This is a genomic window from Aeromicrobium piscarium, from assembly GCF_007421815.1.
Taxonomy (GTDB): Bacteria; Actinomycetota; Actinomycetes; order Propionibacteriales; family Nocardioidaceae; genus Aeromicrobium; species Aeromicrobium piscarium.
This window is the reverse complement of sequence record NZ_VLNT01000006.1, coordinates 88,445-107,330: the sequence shown is the minus strand read 5'-3', so window position 1 is coordinate 107,330 and position 18,886 is coordinate 88,445. Positions and strand designations below refer to the sequence as shown.

The window sequence follows — 18,886 nt, the reverse complement described above, 5'->3', positions numbered from 1 at the left end:
GGCGCGATGCGGGAGGCTCAGCGTCCGAGCACCGTCAGTGCCCTTCTCGCCGCGAGGTGGCCCGCCATGCCATGCGCTCCGGCACCTGGAGGGGTGGCCGCCGAGCACAGGTACGTTCCTGGCGCTCCAGCGTCGTACGGATGGAGCGTCATCCGCGGGCGGAACACGAGCTGGCGCGGCGTGTTGGCGCCCGTCAGGATGTCGCCGCCGGTGAAGTTCCGGTTGTCGGCGGCGATCCGCTGTGACGGGCGCACCGCGCTGGCCACGATCCGGTCGCGGAATCCTGGAGCGAACCGCTCGATCTGAGCGACGATCCGCTCAGTGGCGTCTCCGTCGTAGCCGAGCGGCACGTGGGCGTAGCAGTCGACCGGATGCACGTCGCCGACCGACCGGGAGGGGTCGGCCAGGTATTGCTGCCCCAGCAGGACGAAGGGGCGATCGGGCACGTGTCCCCTCCAGACCGCCCGCTCGGCCTCGACGGTCTCCTCCAACGAACCGGAGAGGTGCACCGTCCCGGCGCGCGACGCCGGGTCGTAGGCCCAGGGAATGCCTCCCTCGACCGCGAACGCCACCTGATAGGCCGCCGGCCCGTGCCGGAATCGCCGGTAGGCGCGAGCCACACCGGGTCGCTGGGTTCCGTTCAGGAGGGCGGCCGCCCCGGCCGGGGAGGTGTCGAGCATCCGCAGGTCGTACTCGCCGAGCTCGGCCATGGAGGCGACCTCGACTCCCGTGTCCACCCTGCCGCCGTGGGCCTCCAACAGCGCGATCATCGCCGCGGCGATGGACGCCGACCCGCCGACCGCCACGGGCCAGCCGAAGCGGTGGGCGGCGGTGCCGAGGGCCGTGCCGATCGCGGATGACATCGGCGATCCCAACGGTCGGAAGGCGTGCGCAGCGACGCCGCCCCATAGTGCTCTGGCCTCCTCGGTGCCGAACCGTCGCGCCACCCACGTGGCCGGTGCCGTCGCGTAGAGGCCGAACCGCCCGAGCGCCAGCGGATGCCGAGGCGCATGCACGACGGGCTGGAGGAACTCCGTGGAGATGTCGTCGAAGAGTCGCGTCAGCGGGCCGAACATCCGCGTGTAGGAGCGGGCGTCGGATCCCAGAGCGGTGGCGGTCTCCCCGACCGAGCGCCACACTGCCGCGCCCCGGCCCGCGTCCAGCGGATGGGCGTACTGCACCTCGGGCCAGGCCCACTCGAGCCCGTGAGCAGTGAGGTCGAAGCGGCGGGTGAAGGCGGTGTCGAGCGCCAGCGGGTGAAAGCCGGAGCACTCGTCGTGCAGGAGCCCGGGGAGCGTCGCCTCCACGGTGCGCGTGCCGCCGCCGGGCACGTCGGACGCCTCCAGCACGGTCACGTCGACGCCCGCGTCCGCGAGGGTCACGGCGGCCGCGAGCCCGTTGGGACCGCTCCCGACGACGACAGCCTTGGTCATACGCTCACCTTAGGCGGTCTCCGTCGTCCGGGATCACACGGACAGGTCAGGGCACGAGGGCGATCTTCAGACGTCCCGGCGCCGGCGTGGCATAGCGACGGTACGCCTCGGCGGCGTCGGCGACCGGATAGACCTCCGTGATGTAGCCGGTCCGGAGCACCTCGTGCGCGAGCACGTGGCGCTCCGCCTCCGCGAGGTAGCGCTCCCAGTCCTGGGTCGCCCCGGCCCACAGCGTCAGGCTCTTGCGGAAGAAGGTGCGCATCGGGAACACATAGTGATCCTCCGGCAGACCGAAGACCAGGATCTCCCCGCCGAACCCGGCAGCCGTCACGGCATCGGCGACGATCTCCTGGCGGTGACCGATGGCATCGATCACCAGCTCGGGCCGCTCATCCTCGCTCAGCGAGGAAGCCCACGCCCGCACCTCGCCGGTGACGACCTCGTCGATCCCGAAGGCCGCACCCACATCGGACCGGTCGACACGGTCCACGCCGGTGACGTGACGAGCTCCCCTGGCCTTCGCGATCTGAGCGAAGAGGATCCCGAGCGGGCCGAGTCCGAGCACGGCCACCGACCGTCCCGCCACGTCGCCGACATTCCCGAATGCGCTGAGCACCGTGGAGACCGGCTGCACGACCGTGGCCTCGACATCGCTCAACCGGTCGTCGAGACGGTGCACGAAGCGTGCGGGATTCACGACATATTCGGCGAGGCCGCGCGACCGGGCCACGATCCCCACGACGCGATCCCCCGGCGCGAAACGAGCGCTGGTGCTCGCCTCGACCCGCGCGACGAGCTCGTGCAGCGGCACGCCGGGCATGCCCGTGTACGGGTTGTCCGGGTCGAGGTGTCCCAGGAACTTCGGGATATCGCTCCCGCAGATCGCTCCGCAGGCGAAGCGCAGCAGCACCTCGTCCTCGCCGAGGTCCTCGGCTGTCGGCGCCGGCACCGACATCCGGTCGAAGGCCGCCGGCCCGGGTTGTTGCAACTGCCACATCGTCGAGATTCCCTTCAGCCGTCCGTCGAGAGGAGGTCGGTATCGATATCGATCACAGTGTTCACCCCGCACAGCGCCATCGCCATCGCCAGCTCGCGGCCCAGGATGTCGAGGACCGCGCGGACCCCGGAGGACCCCGCGACGGTCAGGCCCCACAGGATCGGACGTCCGACGAGGACGGCTGATGCACCGAGCGCGAGCGCGATGAGCACATCGGTGCCGCGGCGGATCCCGCCGTCGAGGAGGATCGGCACCCTCCCGGCCACTCCTTCCACGACTCCCGGCAGGGCACGGACCGTGGACAGACCCGAGTCCAGGTTCCGCCCTCCGTGGTTGGAGACGATGACGGCCGACGCCCCCGCGTCGACCGCCGCCCGGGCGTCGTCGCCCCGCACGATCCCCTTGACCACGACCGGCACCGAGGACTCCTCGACGATCCTGGCGAGGTCGTCGAGGCCGAAGGACGCGTCGAGTCCCGTGCGATAGATGCCGCGGCCCGCCTCGGGACGCAGCTCCAGGCCGTCGAGCAAGGGGAAGCCGAGCCCCGGAGGCAGGGTGAGGCCGTCCCAGGTCTGGGACTCGCGAGCCCCGACCACCGGCGTATCCACCGTCACGACGAGCGCCGCGTGCCATCCGGCGCGTTCGACGATCCGATCGAGCACCGCACGCACCGGCGGGACGTTGACCTGGAGCCACATCGAGCTCGTGTCGACCTCCAGGTCGTCGGGATCGGTGGTGGAATACCCGCTCATGACGTATCCGCACCCGGCATCGGCGGCTCCCCGCGCCGTCGCCTTCTCCCCTTCGGGGTGGAAGAGCGCGTGCGATCCCGTGGGCGCTACGAGGATCGGACTCGCGAAGGCGTGCCCGAGCATCTCGGTGACCGTGGAGACCGCCGAGACGTCGCGCAGCACATGCGAAGCGATCCGATGGCGCCCGAAATCGCGTTCGTTCGCGAGTACCGTGCGCTGATCGGCCGCGCCGGTCTCCAGATACTCGATGGTCAACGGGTCGAGCCGCCCGTGCGCCAGTTCGCGCATCCGGGCGAGCGTGACACGGCCGGGCAGCTCCTCGGGGCGCGGCACCGCCCGCGGCGGGACGGCGGTCATGCCGACGAAGCGGTCACCGTCAGGCCGGCATCGCGCAGGGCGTCGGCGATCGCCGACAGTGCCGTCGGGTCGTCCACCGGCAGCTTGGGCTCTCGCGGGTACCCCGCCGGCTGGCCGAGCAGGTTCATGGCGGCCTTGAGGGTGGGTTGCATGCCGCCGAAGGCCCAGTTGTAGCCGTCGACGCGATCACCGAGCATGACCTCCATCAGGGCGTCGTAGCGGTCGGCGATGGCCGCGGCCTGCACCGTCTCTCCCGCCCACGCGTGCTCGAAGAAGCCGGGCATGTCGCGGCCGAGCAGCAACCCGCTGCCGAAGTGCCCGTCGCCTCCGTACCCCGAGGAGATGAGCGCGAGTCCGAGTCGTCCGAGCATGTGGCCGAAGACGACGAGACGATCGCCGACGCGATCGATGGTGTCGAGCAGCGTCTGCGTGCCCGGGGCGCTCTGCTTGATGGCGACCACGTTGGGCAGATCGGCCAGCCGCTCGATCTCGTCGATGCCGATGAGATGGCCGTTGTCCTGCGGGAAGTTGTACAACCATCCCGGCAGATCCGTCGCGGCGAAGACCGTCGAGTAGTAGGCGTGCAGCTCGGCGGCCGTCGGACGCGCCATCGGCGGGGGTGAGGCCATGATCGAGGACGCACCGGCGTCGCCCGCGTGCCGCGCGAGCTCGACGGTGTCCGAGGCCCGGGTGCAGGTGACCCCGACGACCACCGGCACACGCCCGGCCGACTCCTTGACCGCGATCTCCGCGAGGCGACGGCGCTCGTCGGTGGTCTGGCTGAACCACTCGCCCGTGCTCCCGTTGACCAGGATGCCGTGCACGCCCTCGTCGACGGCGATCTCGACGATCCGCGCGAAGGCGCCCTCGTCCAGCTCGCCCGTCGCGGTGAACGGCGTCACGACCGCCGTCCAGTAGCCCTTCCAGTCGACATCGTGTCGATCCATGTCTATTCAGTCTCCCTGTGTGAGGTGGGGCGGTCGGTCAGCGATCGGACCAGCGCAGGGCATCGGCGAAGACCCATTGCAGGAGGCGGTCGGTGACGTAGCCGAGAAGGCCGAGCGTGGCCATCGCGGCGATGACGTAGTCGAAGCGGAATTGGTTGTAGGAGTCGATCAGCACATAACCGACGCCCGACTTCGCTCCGAGGATCTCCGCGACGACCACGGTCGTCCAGGCGATGCCCGAGGCCACTCGCAGGCCGGTCACGAGGCTGGGCGAGGCCGCCGGGAGGACGATGTCGCGCACGGTGCGGGCCCGGCTGGCGCCGAGCATCGCGCTCGCCCGCAGCAAGCCGGCGTCCACCCGGCTCACGCCCGCGAAGGTGTTGACGTAAACCGGGAAGAAGGTCGCAAGGGCCGTCAGGAAAACGGCCGGCTTGTCGCCGATGCCGAACACGATGAGCGCCAGCGGCACCCAGCCGGTCACCGAGATGGGACGGATCGCGTTGATGGTGGGATCGACCATCCGGCGCGCCACGGAGCTGACCCCGGCCAGGACACCGAAGGTGATCGCCAGCACCGCGCCGAGCACGAAGCCGGTCAGGACGCGTCCGACCGAGGCGCCCACATGGGTCAGCCAGGTGGCCGAGTAGACATTCGAGGCCACGAAGCCGTCGATCGGCAGCTGCCAGCCGGCGACCCAGTTCGCGAGCGCCGCGACACAGGAGCTGAGCGGTGGGAAGAGCCCGTTCGCGATCCAGTTCTGCCGCCCTGCGATCTCCCAGGCGATCGCGATGATCACCGGGAGCACGAGGGCCAGGCCGAGACCGCTCGCCGAGGTGCGCCACCGGCCGGTCAGAATCGACGGACGTGCGGAGCGGGTACGCGCCGAGGTCATGCTGTTCGTCATGGTCGCCTCACTCGTTCTTTCCGAGCTGCTCGGCCGACTCGTCGGTGATCGACTCGAGCAGCGAGTAGTCCAGGAGTTCGGCGAGCTGGTCGCCCGTGTCCTGGTCGATGATGCCCATCTGGGAGAGCACCGCGGGGACGCTGACGATCTCGCTCATCGGCATGACCGTCTCGGCACGGATGTACTCGCGCTCCAGGGCGTCGGCGATGCCGGCGCCACTGCTGCCGGTCACCGCGGCGAACTCCTCTTCCCATCGCTGCGGGTCCGCGCGGAGGGTCTCCATCTGCCGGTAGTACGCGCCCAGCACGGTCTCGGCGTCCTCACGGCGCTGCTCCAGGAAGGTGTTGTTGGCGAGGATGCCGCTGGCCACCGAGAAGGAGCCGTCGTAGATCTCGCTCTGGATCTCCTCGACCGTCACACCCGAGCCGGCTTCCTCGGCCTCCCCCGACAGGGGCGGGAAGGTCACGATCGCGTCGACGTCCCCGCGTTCGAGGGCCAGATTCAGGTCCGGGAATGCCTGCATGTTGACGTAGGTGGCATCGGTCTCGATGTCCAGGCCGTGCGCCTTCATGCCGGTCGCGAGGTTCACGTATTGCGTCGAGCCACGTACCGAGCCGATCCGTTTGCCGCGCAGGTCCTCCCAGGACTGGATGCCGCTGTCGGGTCGCGCGAGGAAGACCGATCCGTTGCCGCTGATCCCGGACACGAAGGTCACTGGCGGGGTACCGGAGGTGAGGAGCGCGGCGACGTTGTTGTACCCCACAGGGGCCATGTCGATCGATCCATTGGACAACGCGGTCAGCTCGTCATTGGAGCTCTTGAAGGGCACGAGCTCGACCGTGGTGCCGTCGGGGAGCTCCTGTTCGAGGGTCGCCCAGGGCACCCAGGAGGCCGCGGCCACCCAGCCGATGCGGATGCGGTTCTCATCGGTGGCCGAGTTCTGCGCCCCGTAGAGACGCCCGCTGGCCACTACGGCCACCATGAGGACGATGGCGATGACCGCCCGGGTCTTCCAGTCGCGCATCATCAGTGACCCGCCTTTCCGCCGACGAGGCCCTCGAGCTGGTCGGCTCGGTGCGATTCGTCGCGCAGCTCCTCGAACAGCTCGTGGCGCAGCGACACATAGGCGGGGTCGGTGATCAGCTCGTGACTGCGCGGGCGGGGCAGGTCCACGTCGATGGTGTGGCGGATCCGACCCGGCCGGGCACTCATCACGACGACGCGATCGCTCAGGATCAGGGCCTCGTCGATGTCATGGGTCACGAAGAGCACCGTCTTGCGGTCCTTCTCCCACAGCTCGAGCAGCAGCTCCTGCATCGTGATGCGAGTCTGCGCGTCCAGAGCGCCGAAGGGCTCGTCCATCAGGAGGATCGGCGGATCGTTGATGAGCACCCGGGCCAGGCCCACGCGCTGGCGCATGCCGCCGGACAGCTCGTGCGGCAGATGATCGCCGAAGGCGCCCAGACCGACCCGCTCGATGTACTCGTCGACGAGCGCCTTGAGCTCCGCTCCACCGGCACCTTTGCTCACCTTGGGCCCGAAGGCGACGTTCTCCCGCACCGTCATCCACGGAAAGATCGTGGCGTCCTGGAACACCACGCCACGCTCGGGACCGGGGCGCCGCACCGTAGCGCCGTCGACCGTGACGCTGCCGGACGTGGGCTGGGTGAACCCGGCGATGAGATTGAGCGCCGTGGACTTGCCGCAGCCGCTCGGTCCGAGCAGGCACATGAACTCCTGGTCGCGGACTTGGAGGTTCAGGTCCGCGAGGGCGTGCACGGTGGTCGTAGGGTCGCCCGGTTTGGGGAACTCGACCTCGACTCCGTCGAGGGTGATCGTGTGCATGGGTCTCCTCCGTGAGATCTGTGACACGCTGCCGTGAACGTGGGTTCGACCTTAGGTGCGACGCAGAATTGCTGTCCAATGCATCTTTAGGGAAGACTGATACCCATCATGGCATCAGATTTCACCTTCCATCAGCTCCGTTCCTTCGTCGCCGTGGCCGAGGAGGGCAGCTACCGGCGCGCCGCCGAGCGTCTCAACATCAGCCAGCCTCCGCTGTCGCGACAGGTCGGATCGCTGGAGCGGAGTCTCGGTGCCGAGCTCTTCGAGAGGACCGGCCGCGGCATCAGCCTCACGGCCGCCGGCGAGGTCTTCCTCATCGAGGCGTCGGCGCTCATCGCCTCGGCCGATCGCGCCCGGAATCTGGCCCGGGACGCCCACCTGGGACGGGTCGGTTCGATCCGGGTGGGCTACGCCGAGCCGGCGGCCTTCGATGTTCTGCCCCATGTGCTCGGCCGGTTCCGTGAGGCCTATCCGCGGGTCGACCTGGAGCTCCACGAGATGCACTCGCACGAGGCCGTCAGACAGCTCGAACAACGCACCATCGACGTCGCCTATCTACGTCCGCCGATCGACTCCCTACAGGTGGCTCTCACCATGCTCCACCCCGACCCGCTGATGGCCGTGGTCCCGCAGTTCTTCGAGCACGCCGAAACAGAGATTTTACTCAGCGAGCTGCGTGACCAGCCCTTCGTGACCTACGCCCCGGGGATGGGCGCGGGCATCAGTAGCTCGACCCTCCAGGCGTGCGCGGCCGCCGGCTTCTCCCCCCGTATCACTCACACAGCCACGAGCACGCCGATGCTGATGAGCCTGGTCGCGGGCGGGGGTGGGGTGGCCCTGGTCTCGCACCAGTTCTCTCAGATCCCCTATCTCGGCGTCAGGTTCCTCGCCCTGCGCGATGACCGGGCCGAGAGCTATCTGGCCTTCGGGACGCGCGTCGGCGAGACCCTCCCCTCGATCCGCCAGCTGCGGGAGATCTCTCTCGAGGTCTCACGGGACCTCTATCCCGCCGCGCATCGCGAGGACGGCTGACGATGCCCTCTGCACGTGTGGCTGAAGGACCGAGCGGGTACGTCCCCGGCGACACGATATCGATACGGGAGGTCCCCATGGGCATCTGCGACACCTGCGGCAATGACTACGACAGGACCTTCACGGTCAGGCGCGGCGAGGAGACCGGCACCTTCGACAGCTTCGAGTGCGCCGTCTCGGCGATGGCTCCCGTGTGCGGACACTGCGGCTGCCGGGTCCTGGGTCATGGAGTCGAGGCAGCCGGTGTCGTCTACTGCTGTGCCAGCTGCGCACGGCGCTCGGCCGACGCCGATCTCAGCGATCGGGCGTGATGCCCCGGGCCGGCGCGGTGTCCGGATCGACCTGGGCGCGACACGCCGGTTGCGGCGGCATGCGCCGCAGGCCGAGTGCCGGGCCGAGCACGGTCGCCGACAGCGCCGCGACGGGGCCCGCCAGGGCCGCGAGGACGGCGAGCGTCACATCCTCGCCGGGACACCGGTGCCCCTCGTAGCGACTTCCCCCTCCCTGGGGAACCAGGTTGTAGGGCGTCACCGGCGTGACCCTGAAGCGGGTCGGGTCGAATACCCCCGGATCGCGCCAGGTGCGCGGGTCATGATTCGTGCCCCACACGTCCAGCACGAGCAGGGTCCCGGCGGGGATCGTGACATCCTCCCAGCGCAGTTCCTCGACCGCACGCGTCGCGAGGAACGGCACGAACGGGTAGGTGCGCCGCACCTCCTGGGCCATCTCGAATGCCGTGACCTCGCCGGAGAGGATCTCAGCTCGCAACGCGGGCACGGTGTCGAACGCTCGGATCAGGCCGTCGACGAGCCAACTGATGGCCACGATCGGCCGCAGCAGGTTGATGACCTCCACCGCGGCGGTGTGCGCGGGCAGGAGCATGCCGTCCTCGTCCGTGTGTCGGGCGATGATCTCGAGCGGAGTCTGCCCCTGGGCGTGAGAACGACGTGCCTCCTCGACGAGGGCGGTGATCCAGGCATCGGTCCGGCGCCGGGCACGCCGTGCCCTGGCTTGCCGGACGGTGAAGGCGCCGAAGCCGTCGACCATGTCGAGCATGTCGAGGGCCCGCCGTCCACGGTCGTCATAGGGCAGCGGAATGCCCACCCACGAACAGGCTGACTCCAGCAGCAGGGGTGCCGTCTGCTCGACCAGGTCGAGCTCGCCTCGCCAGTGCACGGACTCCTCGGTCCAGCGACGGGCGACCGTGTCCGCTACCGCGGCGACAGCGCTCGCGTCGAGGATGTCGTTGAACATCTGTTTGCGGCGGGCGTGTGCGGAGCCGTCCAGCATGTGCACGGGACCCTCGCCGAATAACGGACCCACCAGTGCGATGGGCAAGGCGGACGAGCGCCGTGTCGCATCGGTCTCATAGAAGAACTCTGCCGCCTCCGCGCCATGGACGACGGTCACGTCCTCGTGCAGCAACCGTGTGGAGATGACCGAGGTCTCCTGGCGTTGGCGCAGTTTCGCCCAGAAAAGGTAGCCGTCACGTCGTAGTCTCGCTACATGCGCAAGAGATTCGGGCAGGGTGGTCACGATCGAGGTGCGGTCGCTCATAGCCCCCGCGTACCCCGTCGTGAGCCGATTGATACACCGCGAGGCACCCATCGTTTCACCGGCGGCCGATCGGGGTACACGCTCCGCATGCGACGTACGATCGTCCTCCCGCAGCCCCGGTCCCAGGGCCGGGGCCTCCGACTGTTCCCCGACGGCGGCGCGCCATGCTCCTCCCCACACCGCGCGGGGCGCTGAGCCGGTGGGTCGTCGACGCACTCCGCGGCGATGATCCCGATACGAATGCGCCCGAGGCCGAGCATCGCGATGATGAGCAGCTCGCGCTGTGGACGCTGTACGAGCTGCACTACCGCGGTTTCGACGATGCGCGCGAGGACGCCGAATGGGATCCGGTGCTGCTGGCGGCACGGGCCCGCGTGGAGCGCGACTTCGAGGCCCGGCTACGGGCCCGCGTCTCATGGCCGGCGAGCGACGATCCGGTCTCCACATCGATCGAGCGGCTCATCGAACAGGACGAGTCGCCCTCACTCGCCCGTTTCGTTCAGCGACAGGCCACCATCGAGCAGGTACACACGCTCCTGCGCCATCGCTCGATCTATCACCTGAAGGAGTCCGATCCGGTGGCCTGGGTGATCCCCCGGCTGGAGGCCCGACCCAAGGCGCCATTGGCGGCTCTGCAGTATGACGAGTACGGGGATGGCGATCCCCGGCGCCTGCACCATGAGCTCTTCGCCCGCGCGCTGGAGGCCGTGGGCCTCCGCAGCGAGTACGGCGCGTATGTGGACGAGACGCCCTGGCAGATCCTGGAGCTGAACAACGCCATGTCCCTCTTCGGGCTCCACCGGCGGCTGCGGGCGGCCGCCATCGGACATCTCGCCGCCTTCGAAGCCACCAGCTCGCTGCCGTCCCGGGCGATGGCGCGCGGCTTGCGCCGCCTGGGCCTTTCCGAGGAGGCGGCGGCCTACTACGACGAGCACGTCGAGGCCGATGCCGTCCACGAGCAGCTCGCTCTCCGGCTCATCGCCGATGTCCTCGTGAACGAAGAGCCGGACCAGCGCGATCAGGTGATCTTCGGCGCGGCGACCTGTCTGGACCTGGAGGCCCGGTATGCGCGCCACATGATCGGCGAGCAGGAGGAACGCGATGACCCAGCGGCCTGACGGCGACGATCCGGACATCCTGCTGTGTCCGAACGGACCGATGATCCTGCGGGGACACCATGTGATCCGCACCGAAGAGGGTGACGAGGTAGAGACCGAGCGGCCGTTCAATGCCGTCTGCCGCTGTGGTGGCACCGCACGGCCGCCGTGGTGCGATGGCACCCATAAGGTGCTGGCCCGCGGACCGGCGCGTCGCCGTTGAGGGGGCGATCGGTCCCGCTCGACGATTCACCGAGCCCGCACGGGGCACCACCGTGACATGAATCTGTCACAGCCCACCTCCGCAGCTCGCTGCTTCGACGATGCGGTCCTCGGACGGAAGCCACGATGAGGACGGCCGTCATCGGCGCCACCGGGAATGTCGGATCGGCGGTCGTCCGCGAGCTAGCCGCGCGCGGGCACGATGTCGTCGGTATCGCGCGTCGTCGCCCGGACGTTCCCGCGGGAGGCTCCGTCACATGGCGAGATGCGGATGTCTCACGTGACGATCTCGCTCCGCTCCTCGATGGAGCCGATGCCGTCGTCCACCTGGCGTGGATGTTCCAGCCCACCCATAGGCCCGAGATCACCTGGAGCGCGAATGCGGTCGGCACCCGGCGGGTGCTGGAGGCGGTCGCGCGGGCGGGCATCGGACGCGTCGTCGTCGCCTCGTCGGTCGCCGCCTACTCCCCCTACCGAGGTGATGACCTCGTCGACGAGCGATGGCGGACCGATGGCGCCTCCGCGGCCGCCTATGCTCGCGAGAAGGCCTATACCGAGCGAGTCCTGGACGCCTTCGAGGAGGCGCGACCCGACACGGGCGTGGTGCGACTGCGTCCTGCTTTCGTCTTCCAGCGGTCGGCCGGAAGCGAGCAGCGGCGCATCTTCGCCGGACCGCTCGTCCGTCCTTGGCTCCTCGACTCGCGCTGGATCCCGGCGCTGCCGGTCCCTCGCGGTCTGCGTCTGCAGGCCGTGCATGCCGGCGACCTGGCCAAGGCCTATGCCGAAGCGGTCGAGCGGCCCGTCCGGGGCGCCTTCAATATCGCCGCGGACGATGTCGTGGACCGGTGGACCCTGGGGCGACTCCTCGGCGCTCGCACGGTCGAGGTCCCGCCTCGCCCGGTCCGAGCCCTGCTCGACGCCGCCTGGCGCGCCCGCCTCGTGCGTGCGCCCGGGGACCTCTTCGACGCCCTGATGTCGCTCCCCCTGATGTCCAGCGAGCGAGCGCGCCGGGAACTCGACTGGCAGCCACGGCACAGTGCTGCCCAGGCCGTCACCGAGATGCTCGAGGGAGCACGTGCCGGACACGGCTCGGGAATGCCACCACTCCATCCGGACGGCACGCTCTGAGACGCGATCGGTCACCGGTGGGCCGACCCGTGCCGGCCCACCGGGCTCGCTCACTGACCGAAGGGGTGGAACAACACCTTCACCGCGCCCTCGGCCTTGCGCTGGAAGATGTCGTACGCGTGGGGCGCCTGCGCGAGGTCGAGGTGGTGGGTCGCGAAGGAACCGAGCCCGAGTGGATCGGCGGAGTCCTCGGCCAGCGGCAGGAGGTCGTCCACCCAGCGCCGGACATTGGCCTGCCCCATCCGCACCGTCAGTTGCCGATCGAACATGCTCTGCAGCGACATCGGATCCATCGTGCCGGCGTAGACCCCTGAGAGCGAGACCGTGCCGCCGCGGCGCACGAGCGAGAGAGACAGATCGAGGGCGCCCATCCGGTCCACGCTGACCCTGGTCATGGCGGCGCGCGCCACCGGGCCGGGCAGGTATCCCACGAGCTTCTGCGCGGTCTCCGCGATCGTGGAGCCGTGCGCCTCCATGCCGACGGCATCGATGACACCGTCGGCGCCGCGGCCTCCCGTGGCCGCCTGGACGATCTCGACAGGATCGGCGCGGTCGATATCGGCCACCTCGATCCCCCGGTCCCGCAGTCGAGCCAGCCGCTCGGGCACACGGTCGAAGCCGATCACCCGGATGCCCGCCTGGGTCGCCAGCCGGGCCGCCATGTCGCCGATCGGTCCCAGGCCCACGATGGCCAGCGTCTGATCGGCGCCGACCTCGGCGTACTGCACCGCCTGCCAAGCGGTGGGCATCACATCGGAGAGGTACACATAGCGTTCGTCCTCAAGATCGCCCGAGACGACGATCGGCCCGTAGTCGGCATGTGGCACGCGCAGGTACTCAGCTTGCCCGCCGGGCACGCTGCCGTACAGCTGGCTGTACCCGAAGAGCGCCGCCCCCATGCCCTGTTCGCGGACCTGGGTGACCTCGCACTGCGTCTGCAGACCCCGCTCGCACATGAAACAGTGCCCGCAGGCGATCTGGAAGGGCACCACCACCCGGTCGCCGAGCTCGACACCGGTCACATCGGGGCTCTTCTCCACGACGACGCCCATCGTCTCGTGGCCGAGGACATCACCCGGTGTCATGAAGGGGCCGAGAACCTCGTACAGGTGCAGGTCCGAGCCGCACAGGCCCGTAGTCGTGACCTGCACGATGATCTCCCCCGCCCCACGCAGTGTCGGATCGGGGACCTCGTCCACGCGGACATCGCGGCGTCCCTGCCAGGTGACGGCCCTCATCGGCGACCACCCTCGGGGCTCGTGCTGTCGATCGTGTCCATCGTCGACTCCTCTCGTAGGTTGAGGGGGACGTACCCAGTTCGGCACCGACCCATTCACCGGGCATCTCATGGGGTACACCACAGGAGTCGAGAGGAGACACCCGTGAATCCACTGAGCCACTATCTCCGTACACATCTGGTGGGCGCCGCCGCCGGGATCGAGTTGGCCGCCCGCGGCCGTCAGCAGCTCGATCCAGCGGCCCGGGCGATGATGACCGAGCTGCGCGACGAGCTGGAGTCCGAACAGCGCGACCTGCGCGAATTCGCCCGCCGCACCGACACCACCATCCCGACCGTCGGAATGACCCTCGCCCAGGTGGGCGAGCGGCTCGGGAGGCTGAAGCCGAACGGGAGTCTCACCCGCCGCACGCCCCTGACGGATCTCGTCGATCTGGAGGCGATGCGCGATGCCGTCGCCGGGAAGATCGCCGGCTGGCAGGCCCTGATCGCCGCGGGTGACGAGCGGCTCGACACGGCACGTCTCGAGGAGCTTCTCGAGCTCGCTGAGCGCCAGCACGACCGTCTCACCGAGGCACACGCCCGGGCGGCGCACCGGGCGTTGAGCTGGCGTCAGCCCCCTCCTCGCTGATCGGAGGAACGGACACTCGCGCCGTCGAGATGCGCCCGGGCTGCCCGTACGATGTCGCGCAAGACCGTCACGACCATCCCGGCGATGAAGAGATCGCCTGCGTCGTCCCCCGCGACGAGTGTCCGTTCCTCCAGGCGCGCGACCGAACGTTCCGCGGCGGCCAGGATCGTGGGATCGGCCTGCAGGGACTCAGCACATCTCAGCAGCTCGGCGCAGTCACCGAGCGCATCGGCGACGAGGGGGCGCAGCGCGGGGCCGAGCGCGCGGCGCGAGTGATCCTCGTACTGGCGCGCATCGACCACGAGCGGGAGGTCCTCGACGAGCAGCGACAGTCGTTGCAGCTCGGCGGCGTATTCCCTCTGCCGGTCCGTATCCCCGGTCCAGTGGCGCGCCCGCCAGTTTCCCCGGCGGGCGTCGTTCAGCTCCGTCACCAGCTGCCGGGCGTGCTGGCGACGCGGGTCCAAGGCGACCTCCGGCGGTGCGCTTTCCTCGTCCCCGGGGTCGGTCCGCAGGCGATCGGAGAGTCGTTCGAGTTGATCGGCCGTGGTGATCCGCAGGTCCTCGAGTGCGCGCCCCAGGGATCGCAGCGGCAAGGGTGGGAAGAGGACGTTCATCGCGATGCCGACCAGCGCTCCGAGCGCTGTGAGACCGGCGTAGGAGGCGATGTAGTCGACTCGCGCATCCTGATCGACGACGAGGACGAAGAGGGACGCGAGCGGCACCCACTGCCCGGCGGCGCCCAGCCACGGCACCGCGGAGAGGAGGACGCCGACGACGATCACGATCGTCAGCACGACCACCCCGGGCTCAGGCAGAATCCACGCGGCCGCCGCGGTGAGCGCGCTGCCGACCAGGATCGCCGCCACCGTCTGGATCGACCGCCGCGAGGAACGCGCCACGGTAGCCGACACCGCGATCACCGCGCCGAGCGGGGCGTAATAGCCGTAGTCGGGTCCCCCCGCCCCGAAGGGCAGCACGATCAGCCAGGCCAGTGAGGCCGCTGCCGCGGACTTGAACGCCATCGCCAGCCGGGGCAGCCACATCTGCCAGCGGTGGCGCCACCTCGATTCCATGTCGAGTGCGTACCCGGGTCAGCTGCTCCCGACGCGGGTGTGAACGCCGCCCGCACGGGGTACGTCGACTCCATGAGAGCCGTATTCGTCAACTGCACGCTCAAAGCCTCGCCGGAAGCGTCGAACACGGCCCAGCTGGCCGAGATCGTCGCCTCCGCTCTGCGTGAGCAGGGCGTCGAGATCACCGAGTTCCGCCTGGCCGACCTGCGCCTGGATCACGGCGTGGAGACACGAATGTCGAGCGAGGACGAGTGGCCGCGTGTGCACGACGCCATCGTGGACGCCCAGATCCTGGTCGTGGCCACCCCCACGTGGGTCGGGAGGCCTTCGTCCTATGCCCAGCAGCTGCTGGAGCGCCTCGACGCGATGATCGCCGAGACCGGAGCGGACGGTGAGCCGATCGCCTACGGCAAGGTCGCCGGCGTGGTGGTCACCGGCAATGAGGACGGCGCCCACCATGTCATCAGCGGGATCAGCGGCGCCCTCGTGGATATCGGCTTCACGATCCCCGGCCAGTCCTGGACCTACTGGAACCGTGGGCCCGGCCCCGGGCCGGAGTACCACGAGACCAACGAAGGGCACGAATGGTCGGCGCAGACCGGGCGGACGATGGCGACGCATCTCGCACACGTCGCCCACGCCCTCGGCGCCGACTGACCGCGAACGGGAACGGGAACGGCCGGAGGGCGAGTACCCTCCGGCCGTTCCCGTTCCCGTTCCCGTTCGCGGTTCTGCTGCGAGCGATCAGCTGCAGCCGCTGGTGCTGCCGCAGCCCTCGCACACGTGGCAGGAGCCGGCCGGCCGCATCTTGGTGCCGCAGGTCATGCAGAGCGGGCTGTCGATCGCCCCGCCGGTGATCTCCTCGAGGAGCTCGGCGGAGGTATGTGCCGAGCTCGGAGCCGGCTTGGCCGACTCGACCTGCACCTGCGCGGAGGCGCTGTCGACATCGGACTCGGCCGTGACCTCCTGTGCCACCTGGGCCTCGGCTGCGGGCCTGGCCTCGTTGACCAGTTCCGCGGCCGTGCTGCCGTCTCCCTCAGCGGGCTCGTACGAGCCGGTGTCGAGGTAGCGCTGACGCTCATCGGCCGAGTAGATGCCGAGCGCCGAACGCGTGTCGAAGTCCAGGTAGTCCAGCGCCAGACGACGGAAGACGTAGTCCATGATCGACTGCGCCATCCGGACATCGGAGTCGTCGGTCAGACCGGCGGGCTCGAACTTGAGGTTCGTGAACTTGCTGACGAAGGTCTCCAGCGGAACCCCGTACTGCAGGCCGATCGACACGGCGATGCTGAACGCGTCCATGACACCCGCGAGGGTCGAACCCTGCTTGCCGAGCTTGAGGAACAGCTCCCCGAGGTCACCGTTCTCGTGGGCACCGGAGGTCATGTACCCCTCGGCGCCGCCGACGCTGAAGCTCGTCGTGATCGACTGACGCTTCTTGGGCAGGCGACGACGGATCGGCTTCTCGACCACGACGGTCTTGACCTCGACCTCGGTCTGCGCGGACGCCGACGTCGCCTTGTCCTGCGCCTTCTGGCTGGACAGCGGCTGACCGACCTTGCAGTTGTCGCGGTAGACCGCCAGCGCCTTCAGACCGAGCTTCCAGCCCTGGAAGTAGATGTCCGCGATGTCCTCGACGGTCGCGGTCTCGGGCAGGTTGACGGTCTTGCTGATCGCGCCGGACAGGAACGGCTGAGCCGCTGCCATCATCCGCACGTGGCCCATCGGCTTGATGGCCCGCTCACCGACGGCGCAGTCGAACACCTCGTAGTGCTCGGGGCGCAGGCCCGGAGCGTCGACGACGTGACCGTGCTCGGCGATGTACTCGACGATCGCCTCGATCGTCTCGCCGGTGTAGCCGAGACGCTTGAGCGCGACCGGGATGGTCTGGTTGACGACCTGCAACGAGCCGCCACCGACGAGCTTCTTGAACTTGACCAGCGAGAAGTCCGGCTCGATGCCCGTCGTGTCGCAGTCCATCATGAAGCCGATCGTGCCGGTGGGCGCGAGCACCGAGGCCTGGGCGTTACGCCAGCCGCTCTTCTCACCGATCTTGAGGTTGTCGGCCCACTGCTTGGTGGCTTCCTTCTGCACGGCGATGTCCATCGCGTGCTTGGTGCGGATGTCGTCATTGGCCGCGAGGTGCTTGCGCATGACGCGCTGGTGCGGCTCGGTGTTGGCCGCGTAGCCCTCGTAGGGGCCGACGATGCCCGCGAGCTCGGCGCTGCGGCGGTAGGAGGTGCCGGTCATCAGCGAGGTGATCGACGCGGCGAGCGCGCGCCCACCGTCGGAGTCGTAGGCCAGGCCCGAGGCCATCAGCAGCGCGCCGAGGTTGGCGTAGCCGATGCCGAGCTGGCGGAACTTGCGCGTCGTGTCGCCGATGGCCTCGGTCGGGAAGTCCGCGAAGGTGATTGAGATGTCCATCGCGGTGATGATCAACTCGACGCTCTTGACGAACTCCGCGGTGGCGAAGGAACCGTCGTCGTTCAGGAACTTCAGCAGGTTCAGGCTCGCGAGGTTGCAGCTGGAGTTGTCCAGGTGCATGTACTCGCTGCACGGGTTGGAAGCGGTGATGCGCCCGGACTCCGGCGTGGTGTGCCAGTCGTTGATCGTGGAGTCGTACTGGATGCCGGGGTCGGCGCAGGCCCACGCGGCCTTGGCGATCTTCTCCCACAGCTCGCGCGCGTCGATGCTCTCGATGACGTCGCCGCTGGTGCGGCTGGTCAGTCCGAAGGCGGTGCTGTTCTCGACGGCCTCCATGTACTCGTCGCTCACGCGCACCGAGTTGTTGGCGTTCTGGTACTGGACGCTCGTGATGTCGCTGCCACCGAGGTCCATGTCGAAGCCCGCGTCGCGGAGCACGCGGATCTTCTCCTCCTCGCGCTCCTTGGTCTCGACGAACTCGACGATGTCGGGGTGGTCGACGTCCAGCACGACCATCTTGGCCGCGCGGCGCGTTGCACCACCGGACTTGATCGTGCCGGCCGAGGCATCGGCGCCACGCATGAAGGAGACCGGACCCGAGGCGGTGCCGCCCGAGGACCGCAGCAGCTCCTTGCTGGAGCGGATGCGCGAGAGGTTGAGGCCGGCGCCGGATCCACCCTTGAAGATCAGGCCCTCCTCGCGGTACCAGTTGAGGATCGAGTCCATCGAGTCGTCGACGGCCAGGATGAAGCAGGCGCTGACCTGTTGCGGGCTGGACGTGCCCACGTTGAACCACACCGGGGAGTTGAAGCTGAAGATCTGGTGCAGGAGCATGTACGTGAGCTCGTGCTCGAAGACCTCGGCGTCGGCATCGGAGGCGAAGTAGCCGTTCTCCTTGCCGGCCTTGGCATAGGTGAGCACGACGCGGTCGAGCAGCTGCTTGAGGCTGGACTCACGCTGCTCGGTGCCCACGGCGCCCCGGAAGTACTTGGTGGTGACGATCGTGGAGGCGTTGACACTCCAGAAGTCGGGGAACTCCACGCCCCGCTGCTCGAAGACGTTCTCGCCGGTCTTCCAGTTGGTCTGCACCACATCGCGGCGCTCCCAGGTGACCTCGTCATAGGGGTGCACGCCCTCGGTGGTGTAGACCCGCTGCACCGTCAGGCCCTTGCTGGCCTGCTTGCGGGACCCGCCTCGTGCGGATCCTCGGCTGTTGCTGACCGTCTCCGTCATGCCTTGCGCTCCTGTTT

General features: G+C 69.0%; 18 protein-coding genes. 7 read left to right on the top strand and 11 right to left on the bottom strand.

Going from position 1 to position 18,886, the window contains the following annotated elements:
• Positions 1 to 17: 17 nt before the first annotated feature.
• Genes FNM00_RS09465 through FNM00_RS09435 form a run of 7 tightly spaced genes read right to left on the bottom strand, consistent with a single transcriptional unit; the run spans position 18 to position 7,235 of the window.
• A complete protein-coding gene (locus tag FNM00_RS09465; RefSeq protein ID WP_143913195.1) occupies positions 18 to 1,433 on the bottom strand; it encodes a phytoene desaturase family protein in 1,416 nt (471 codons plus the stop codon).
• A 46-nt stretch (positions 1,434 to 1,479) separates the two neighbouring features.
• Positions 1,480 to 2,430 carry a zinc-dependent alcohol dehydrogenase gene (locus FNM00_RS09460; RefSeq protein ID WP_143913194.1) on the bottom strand — a complete coding sequence of 317 codons (951 nt, stop codon included), beginning with the start codon at positions 2,428 to 2,430 and terminating at the stop codon, positions 1,480 to 1,482.
• A 14-nt stretch (positions 2,431 to 2,444) separates the two neighbouring features.
• Positions 2,445 to 3,539 (bottom strand): alpha-hydroxy acid oxidase, encoded by a 1,095-nt coding sequence (locus FNM00_RS09455; RefSeq protein ID WP_143913193.1) that lies wholly within the window; start codon positions 3,537 to 3,539, stop codon positions 2,445 to 2,447.
• On the bottom strand, positions 3,536 to 4,486 hold the full coding sequence (locus FNM00_RS09450; protein ID WP_143913192.1) for a dihydrodipicolinate synthase family protein: 951 nt from the start codon (positions 4,484 to 4,486) through the stop codon (positions 3,536 to 3,538). Before FNM00_RS09450 ends, FNM00_RS09455 begins: the two co-directional genes overlap by 4 nt.
• A 37-nt stretch (positions 4,487 to 4,523) precedes the next feature.
• Positions 4,524 to 5,390 (bottom strand): ABC transporter permease, encoded by an 867-nt coding sequence (locus FNM00_RS09445; protein WP_143913191.1) that lies wholly within the window; start codon positions 5,388 to 5,390, stop codon positions 4,524 to 4,526.
• A 7-nt stretch (positions 5,391 to 5,397) separates the two neighbouring features.
• A complete protein-coding gene (locus FNM00_RS09440; protein WP_143913190.1) occupies positions 5,398 to 6,417 on the bottom strand; it encodes an ABC transporter substrate-binding protein in 1,020 nt (339 codons plus the stop codon).
• Positions 6,417 to 7,235 carry an ABC transporter ATP-binding protein gene (locus tag FNM00_RS09435; protein ID WP_143913189.1) on the bottom strand — a complete coding sequence of 273 codons (819 nt, stop codon included), beginning with the start codon at positions 7,233 to 7,235 and terminating at the stop codon, positions 6,417 to 6,419. The genes FNM00_RS09440 and FNM00_RS09435 overlap by 1 nt, the downstream gene beginning before the upstream one ends.
• A 108-nt stretch (positions 7,236 to 7,343) precedes the next feature.
• On the opposite strand from FNM00_RS09435, the gene FNM00_RS09430 reads away from it, so the two are divergent.
• Both FNM00_RS09430 and FNM00_RS09425 read left to right on the top strand, forming a co-directional pair.
• The gene (locus FNM00_RS09430) at positions 7,344 to 8,267 is read left to right on the top strand and encodes a LysR family transcriptional regulator (protein WP_143913188.1); all 924 of its coding nucleotides are present in this window, start codon (positions 7,344 to 7,346) and stop codon (positions 8,265 to 8,267) included.
• 2 nt (positions 8,268 to 8,269) lie between these two features.
• A complete protein-coding gene (locus FNM00_RS09425; RefSeq protein ID WP_246065136.1) occupies positions 8,270 to 8,578 on the top strand; it encodes a hypothetical protein in 309 nt (102 codons plus the stop codon).
• Here FNM00_RS09425 and FNM00_RS09420 read toward each other — a convergent pair.
• On the bottom strand, positions 8,562 to 9,824 hold the full coding sequence (locus tag FNM00_RS09420; protein ID WP_185973075.1) for a cytochrome P450: 1,263 nt from the start codon (positions 9,822 to 9,824) through the stop codon (positions 8,562 to 8,564). The two genes, FNM00_RS09425 and FNM00_RS09420, sit on opposite strands and share 17 nt — an antisense overlap.
• A gap of 164 nt (positions 9,825 to 9,988) precedes the next feature.
• Here FNM00_RS09420 and FNM00_RS09415 point away from each other — a divergent pair, with 164 nt between their 5' ends.
• The 3 genes from FNM00_RS09415 (at position 9,989) to FNM00_RS09405 (ending at position 12,271) form a co-directional block, all read left to right on the top strand.
• Entirely contained in the window at positions 9,989 to 10,942 is a 954-nt protein-coding gene (locus tag FNM00_RS09415) for an iron-containing redox enzyme family protein (RefSeq protein WP_143913186.1), read from the top strand.
• Positions 10,926 to 11,144 carry a CDGSH iron-sulfur domain-containing protein gene (locus FNM00_RS09410; protein ID WP_143913185.1) on the top strand — a complete coding sequence of 73 codons (219 nt, stop codon included), beginning with the start codon at positions 10,926 to 10,928 and terminating at the stop codon, positions 11,142 to 11,144. The genes FNM00_RS09415 and FNM00_RS09410 overlap by 17 nt, the downstream gene beginning before the upstream one ends.
• Positions 11,145 to 11,269: 125 nt before the next feature.
• Positions 11,270 to 12,271, top strand: coding sequence for an NAD-dependent epimerase/dehydratase family protein (locus FNM00_RS09405; RefSeq protein ID WP_143913184.1), 1,002 nt, complete (start codon positions 11,270 to 11,272; stop codon positions 12,269 to 12,271).
• Positions 12,272 to 12,321: 50 nt separating this feature from the next.
• On the opposite strand, the gene FNM00_RS09400 is transcribed toward FNM00_RS09405, so the two are convergent.
• Complete coding sequence (locus tag FNM00_RS09400) at positions 12,322 to 13,509, bottom strand: alcohol dehydrogenase catalytic domain-containing protein (protein ID WP_143913183.1); 1,188 nt, start codon at positions 13,507 to 13,509, stop codon at positions 12,322 to 12,324.
• 144 nt (positions 13,510 to 13,653) lie between these two features.
• On the opposite strand from FNM00_RS09400, the gene FNM00_RS09395 reads away from it, so the two are divergent.
• Positions 13,654 to 14,139 carry a hypothetical protein gene (locus tag FNM00_RS09395; protein WP_143913182.1) on the top strand — a complete coding sequence of 162 codons (486 nt, stop codon included), beginning with the start codon at positions 13,654 to 13,656 and terminating at the stop codon, positions 14,137 to 14,139.
• Here the strand turns inward: FNM00_RS09395 and FNM00_RS09390 are convergent.
• On the bottom strand, positions 14,121 to 15,212 hold the full coding sequence (locus FNM00_RS09390; protein WP_143913181.1) for an FUSC family protein: 1,092 nt from the start codon (positions 15,210 to 15,212) through the stop codon (positions 14,121 to 14,123). The genes FNM00_RS09395 and FNM00_RS09390 overlap by 19 nt on opposite strands.
• A 72-nt stretch (positions 15,213 to 15,284) precedes the next feature.
• Between FNM00_RS09390 and FNM00_RS09385 the strand changes: the two genes are divergently transcribed.
• A complete protein-coding gene (locus FNM00_RS09385; protein WP_143913180.1) occupies positions 15,285 to 15,869 on the top strand; it encodes a flavodoxin family protein in 585 nt (194 codons plus the stop codon).
• A gap of 87 nt (positions 15,870 to 15,956) precedes the next feature.
• Here the strand turns inward: FNM00_RS09385 and FNM00_RS09380 are convergent, their stop codons facing one another.
• Complete coding sequence (locus tag FNM00_RS09380; RefSeq protein ID WP_143913179.1) at positions 15,957 to 18,869, bottom strand: vitamin B12-dependent ribonucleotide reductase; 2,913 nt, start codon at positions 18,867 to 18,869, stop codon at positions 15,957 to 15,959.
• Positions 18,870 to 18,886: the final 17 nt, after the last annotated feature.

Coding starts and splice junctions, on each gene's coding strand:
- FNM00_RS09465 (WP_143913195.1), bottom strand. CDS start 1,433: ATGACCAAGGCTGTCGTCGTCGGGAGCGGTCCCAACGGGCTCGCGGCC.
- FNM00_RS09460 (WP_143913194.1), bottom strand. CDS start 2,430: ATGTGGCAGTTGCAACAACCCGGGCCGGCGGCCTTCGACCGGATGTCG.
- FNM00_RS09455 (WP_143913193.1), bottom strand. CDS start 3,539: ATGACCGCCGTCCCGCCGCGGGCGGTGCCGCGCCCCGAGGAGCTGCCC.
- FNM00_RS09450 (WP_143913192.1), bottom strand. CDS start 4,486: ATGGATCGACACGATGTCGACTGGAAGGGCTACTGGACGGCGGTCGTG.
- FNM00_RS09445 (WP_143913191.1), bottom strand. CDS start 5,390: ATGACGAACAGCATGACCTCGGCGCGTACCCGCTCCGCACGTCCGTCG.
- FNM00_RS09440 (WP_143913190.1), bottom strand. CDS start 6,417: ATGATGCGCGACTGGAAGACCCGGGCGGTCATCGCCATCGTCCTCATG.
- FNM00_RS09435 (WP_143913189.1), bottom strand. CDS start 7,235: ATGCACACGATCACCCTCGACGGAGTCGAGGTCGAGTTCCCCAAACCG.
- FNM00_RS09430 (WP_143913188.1), top strand. CDS start 7,344: ATGGCATCAGATTTCACCTTCCATCAGCTCCGTTCCTTCGTCGCCGTG.
- FNM00_RS09425 (WP_246065136.1), top strand. CDS start 8,270: ATGCCCTCTGCACGTGTGGCTGAAGGACCGAGCGGGTACGTCCCCGGC.
- FNM00_RS09420 (WP_185973075.1), bottom strand. CDS start 9,824: ATGAGCGACCGCACCTCGATCGTGACCACCCTGCCCGAATCTCTTGCG.
- FNM00_RS09415 (WP_143913186.1), top strand. CDS start 9,989: ATGCTCCTCCCCACACCGCGCGGGGCGCTGAGCCGGTGGGTCGTCGAC.
- FNM00_RS09410 (WP_143913185.1), top strand. CDS start 10,926: ATGACCCAGCGGCCTGACGGCGACGATCCGGACATCCTGCTGTGTCCG.
- FNM00_RS09405 (WP_143913184.1), top strand. CDS start 11,270: ATGAGGACGGCCGTCATCGGCGCCACCGGGAATGTCGGATCGGCGGTC.
- FNM00_RS09400 (WP_143913183.1), bottom strand. CDS start 13,509: ATGAGGGCCGTCACCTGGCAGGGACGCCGCGATGTCCGCGTGGACGAG.
- FNM00_RS09390 (WP_143913181.1), bottom strand. CDS start 15,212: ATGGAATCGAGGTGGCGCCACCGCTGGCAGATGTGGCTGCCCCGGCTG.
- FNM00_RS09385 (WP_143913180.1), top strand. CDS start 15,285: ATGAGAGCCGTATTCGTCAACTGCACGCTCAAAGCCTCGCCGGAAGCG.
- FNM00_RS09380 (WP_143913179.1), bottom strand. CDS start 18,869: ATGACGGAGACGGTCAGCAACAGCCGAGGATCCGCACGAGGCGGGTCC.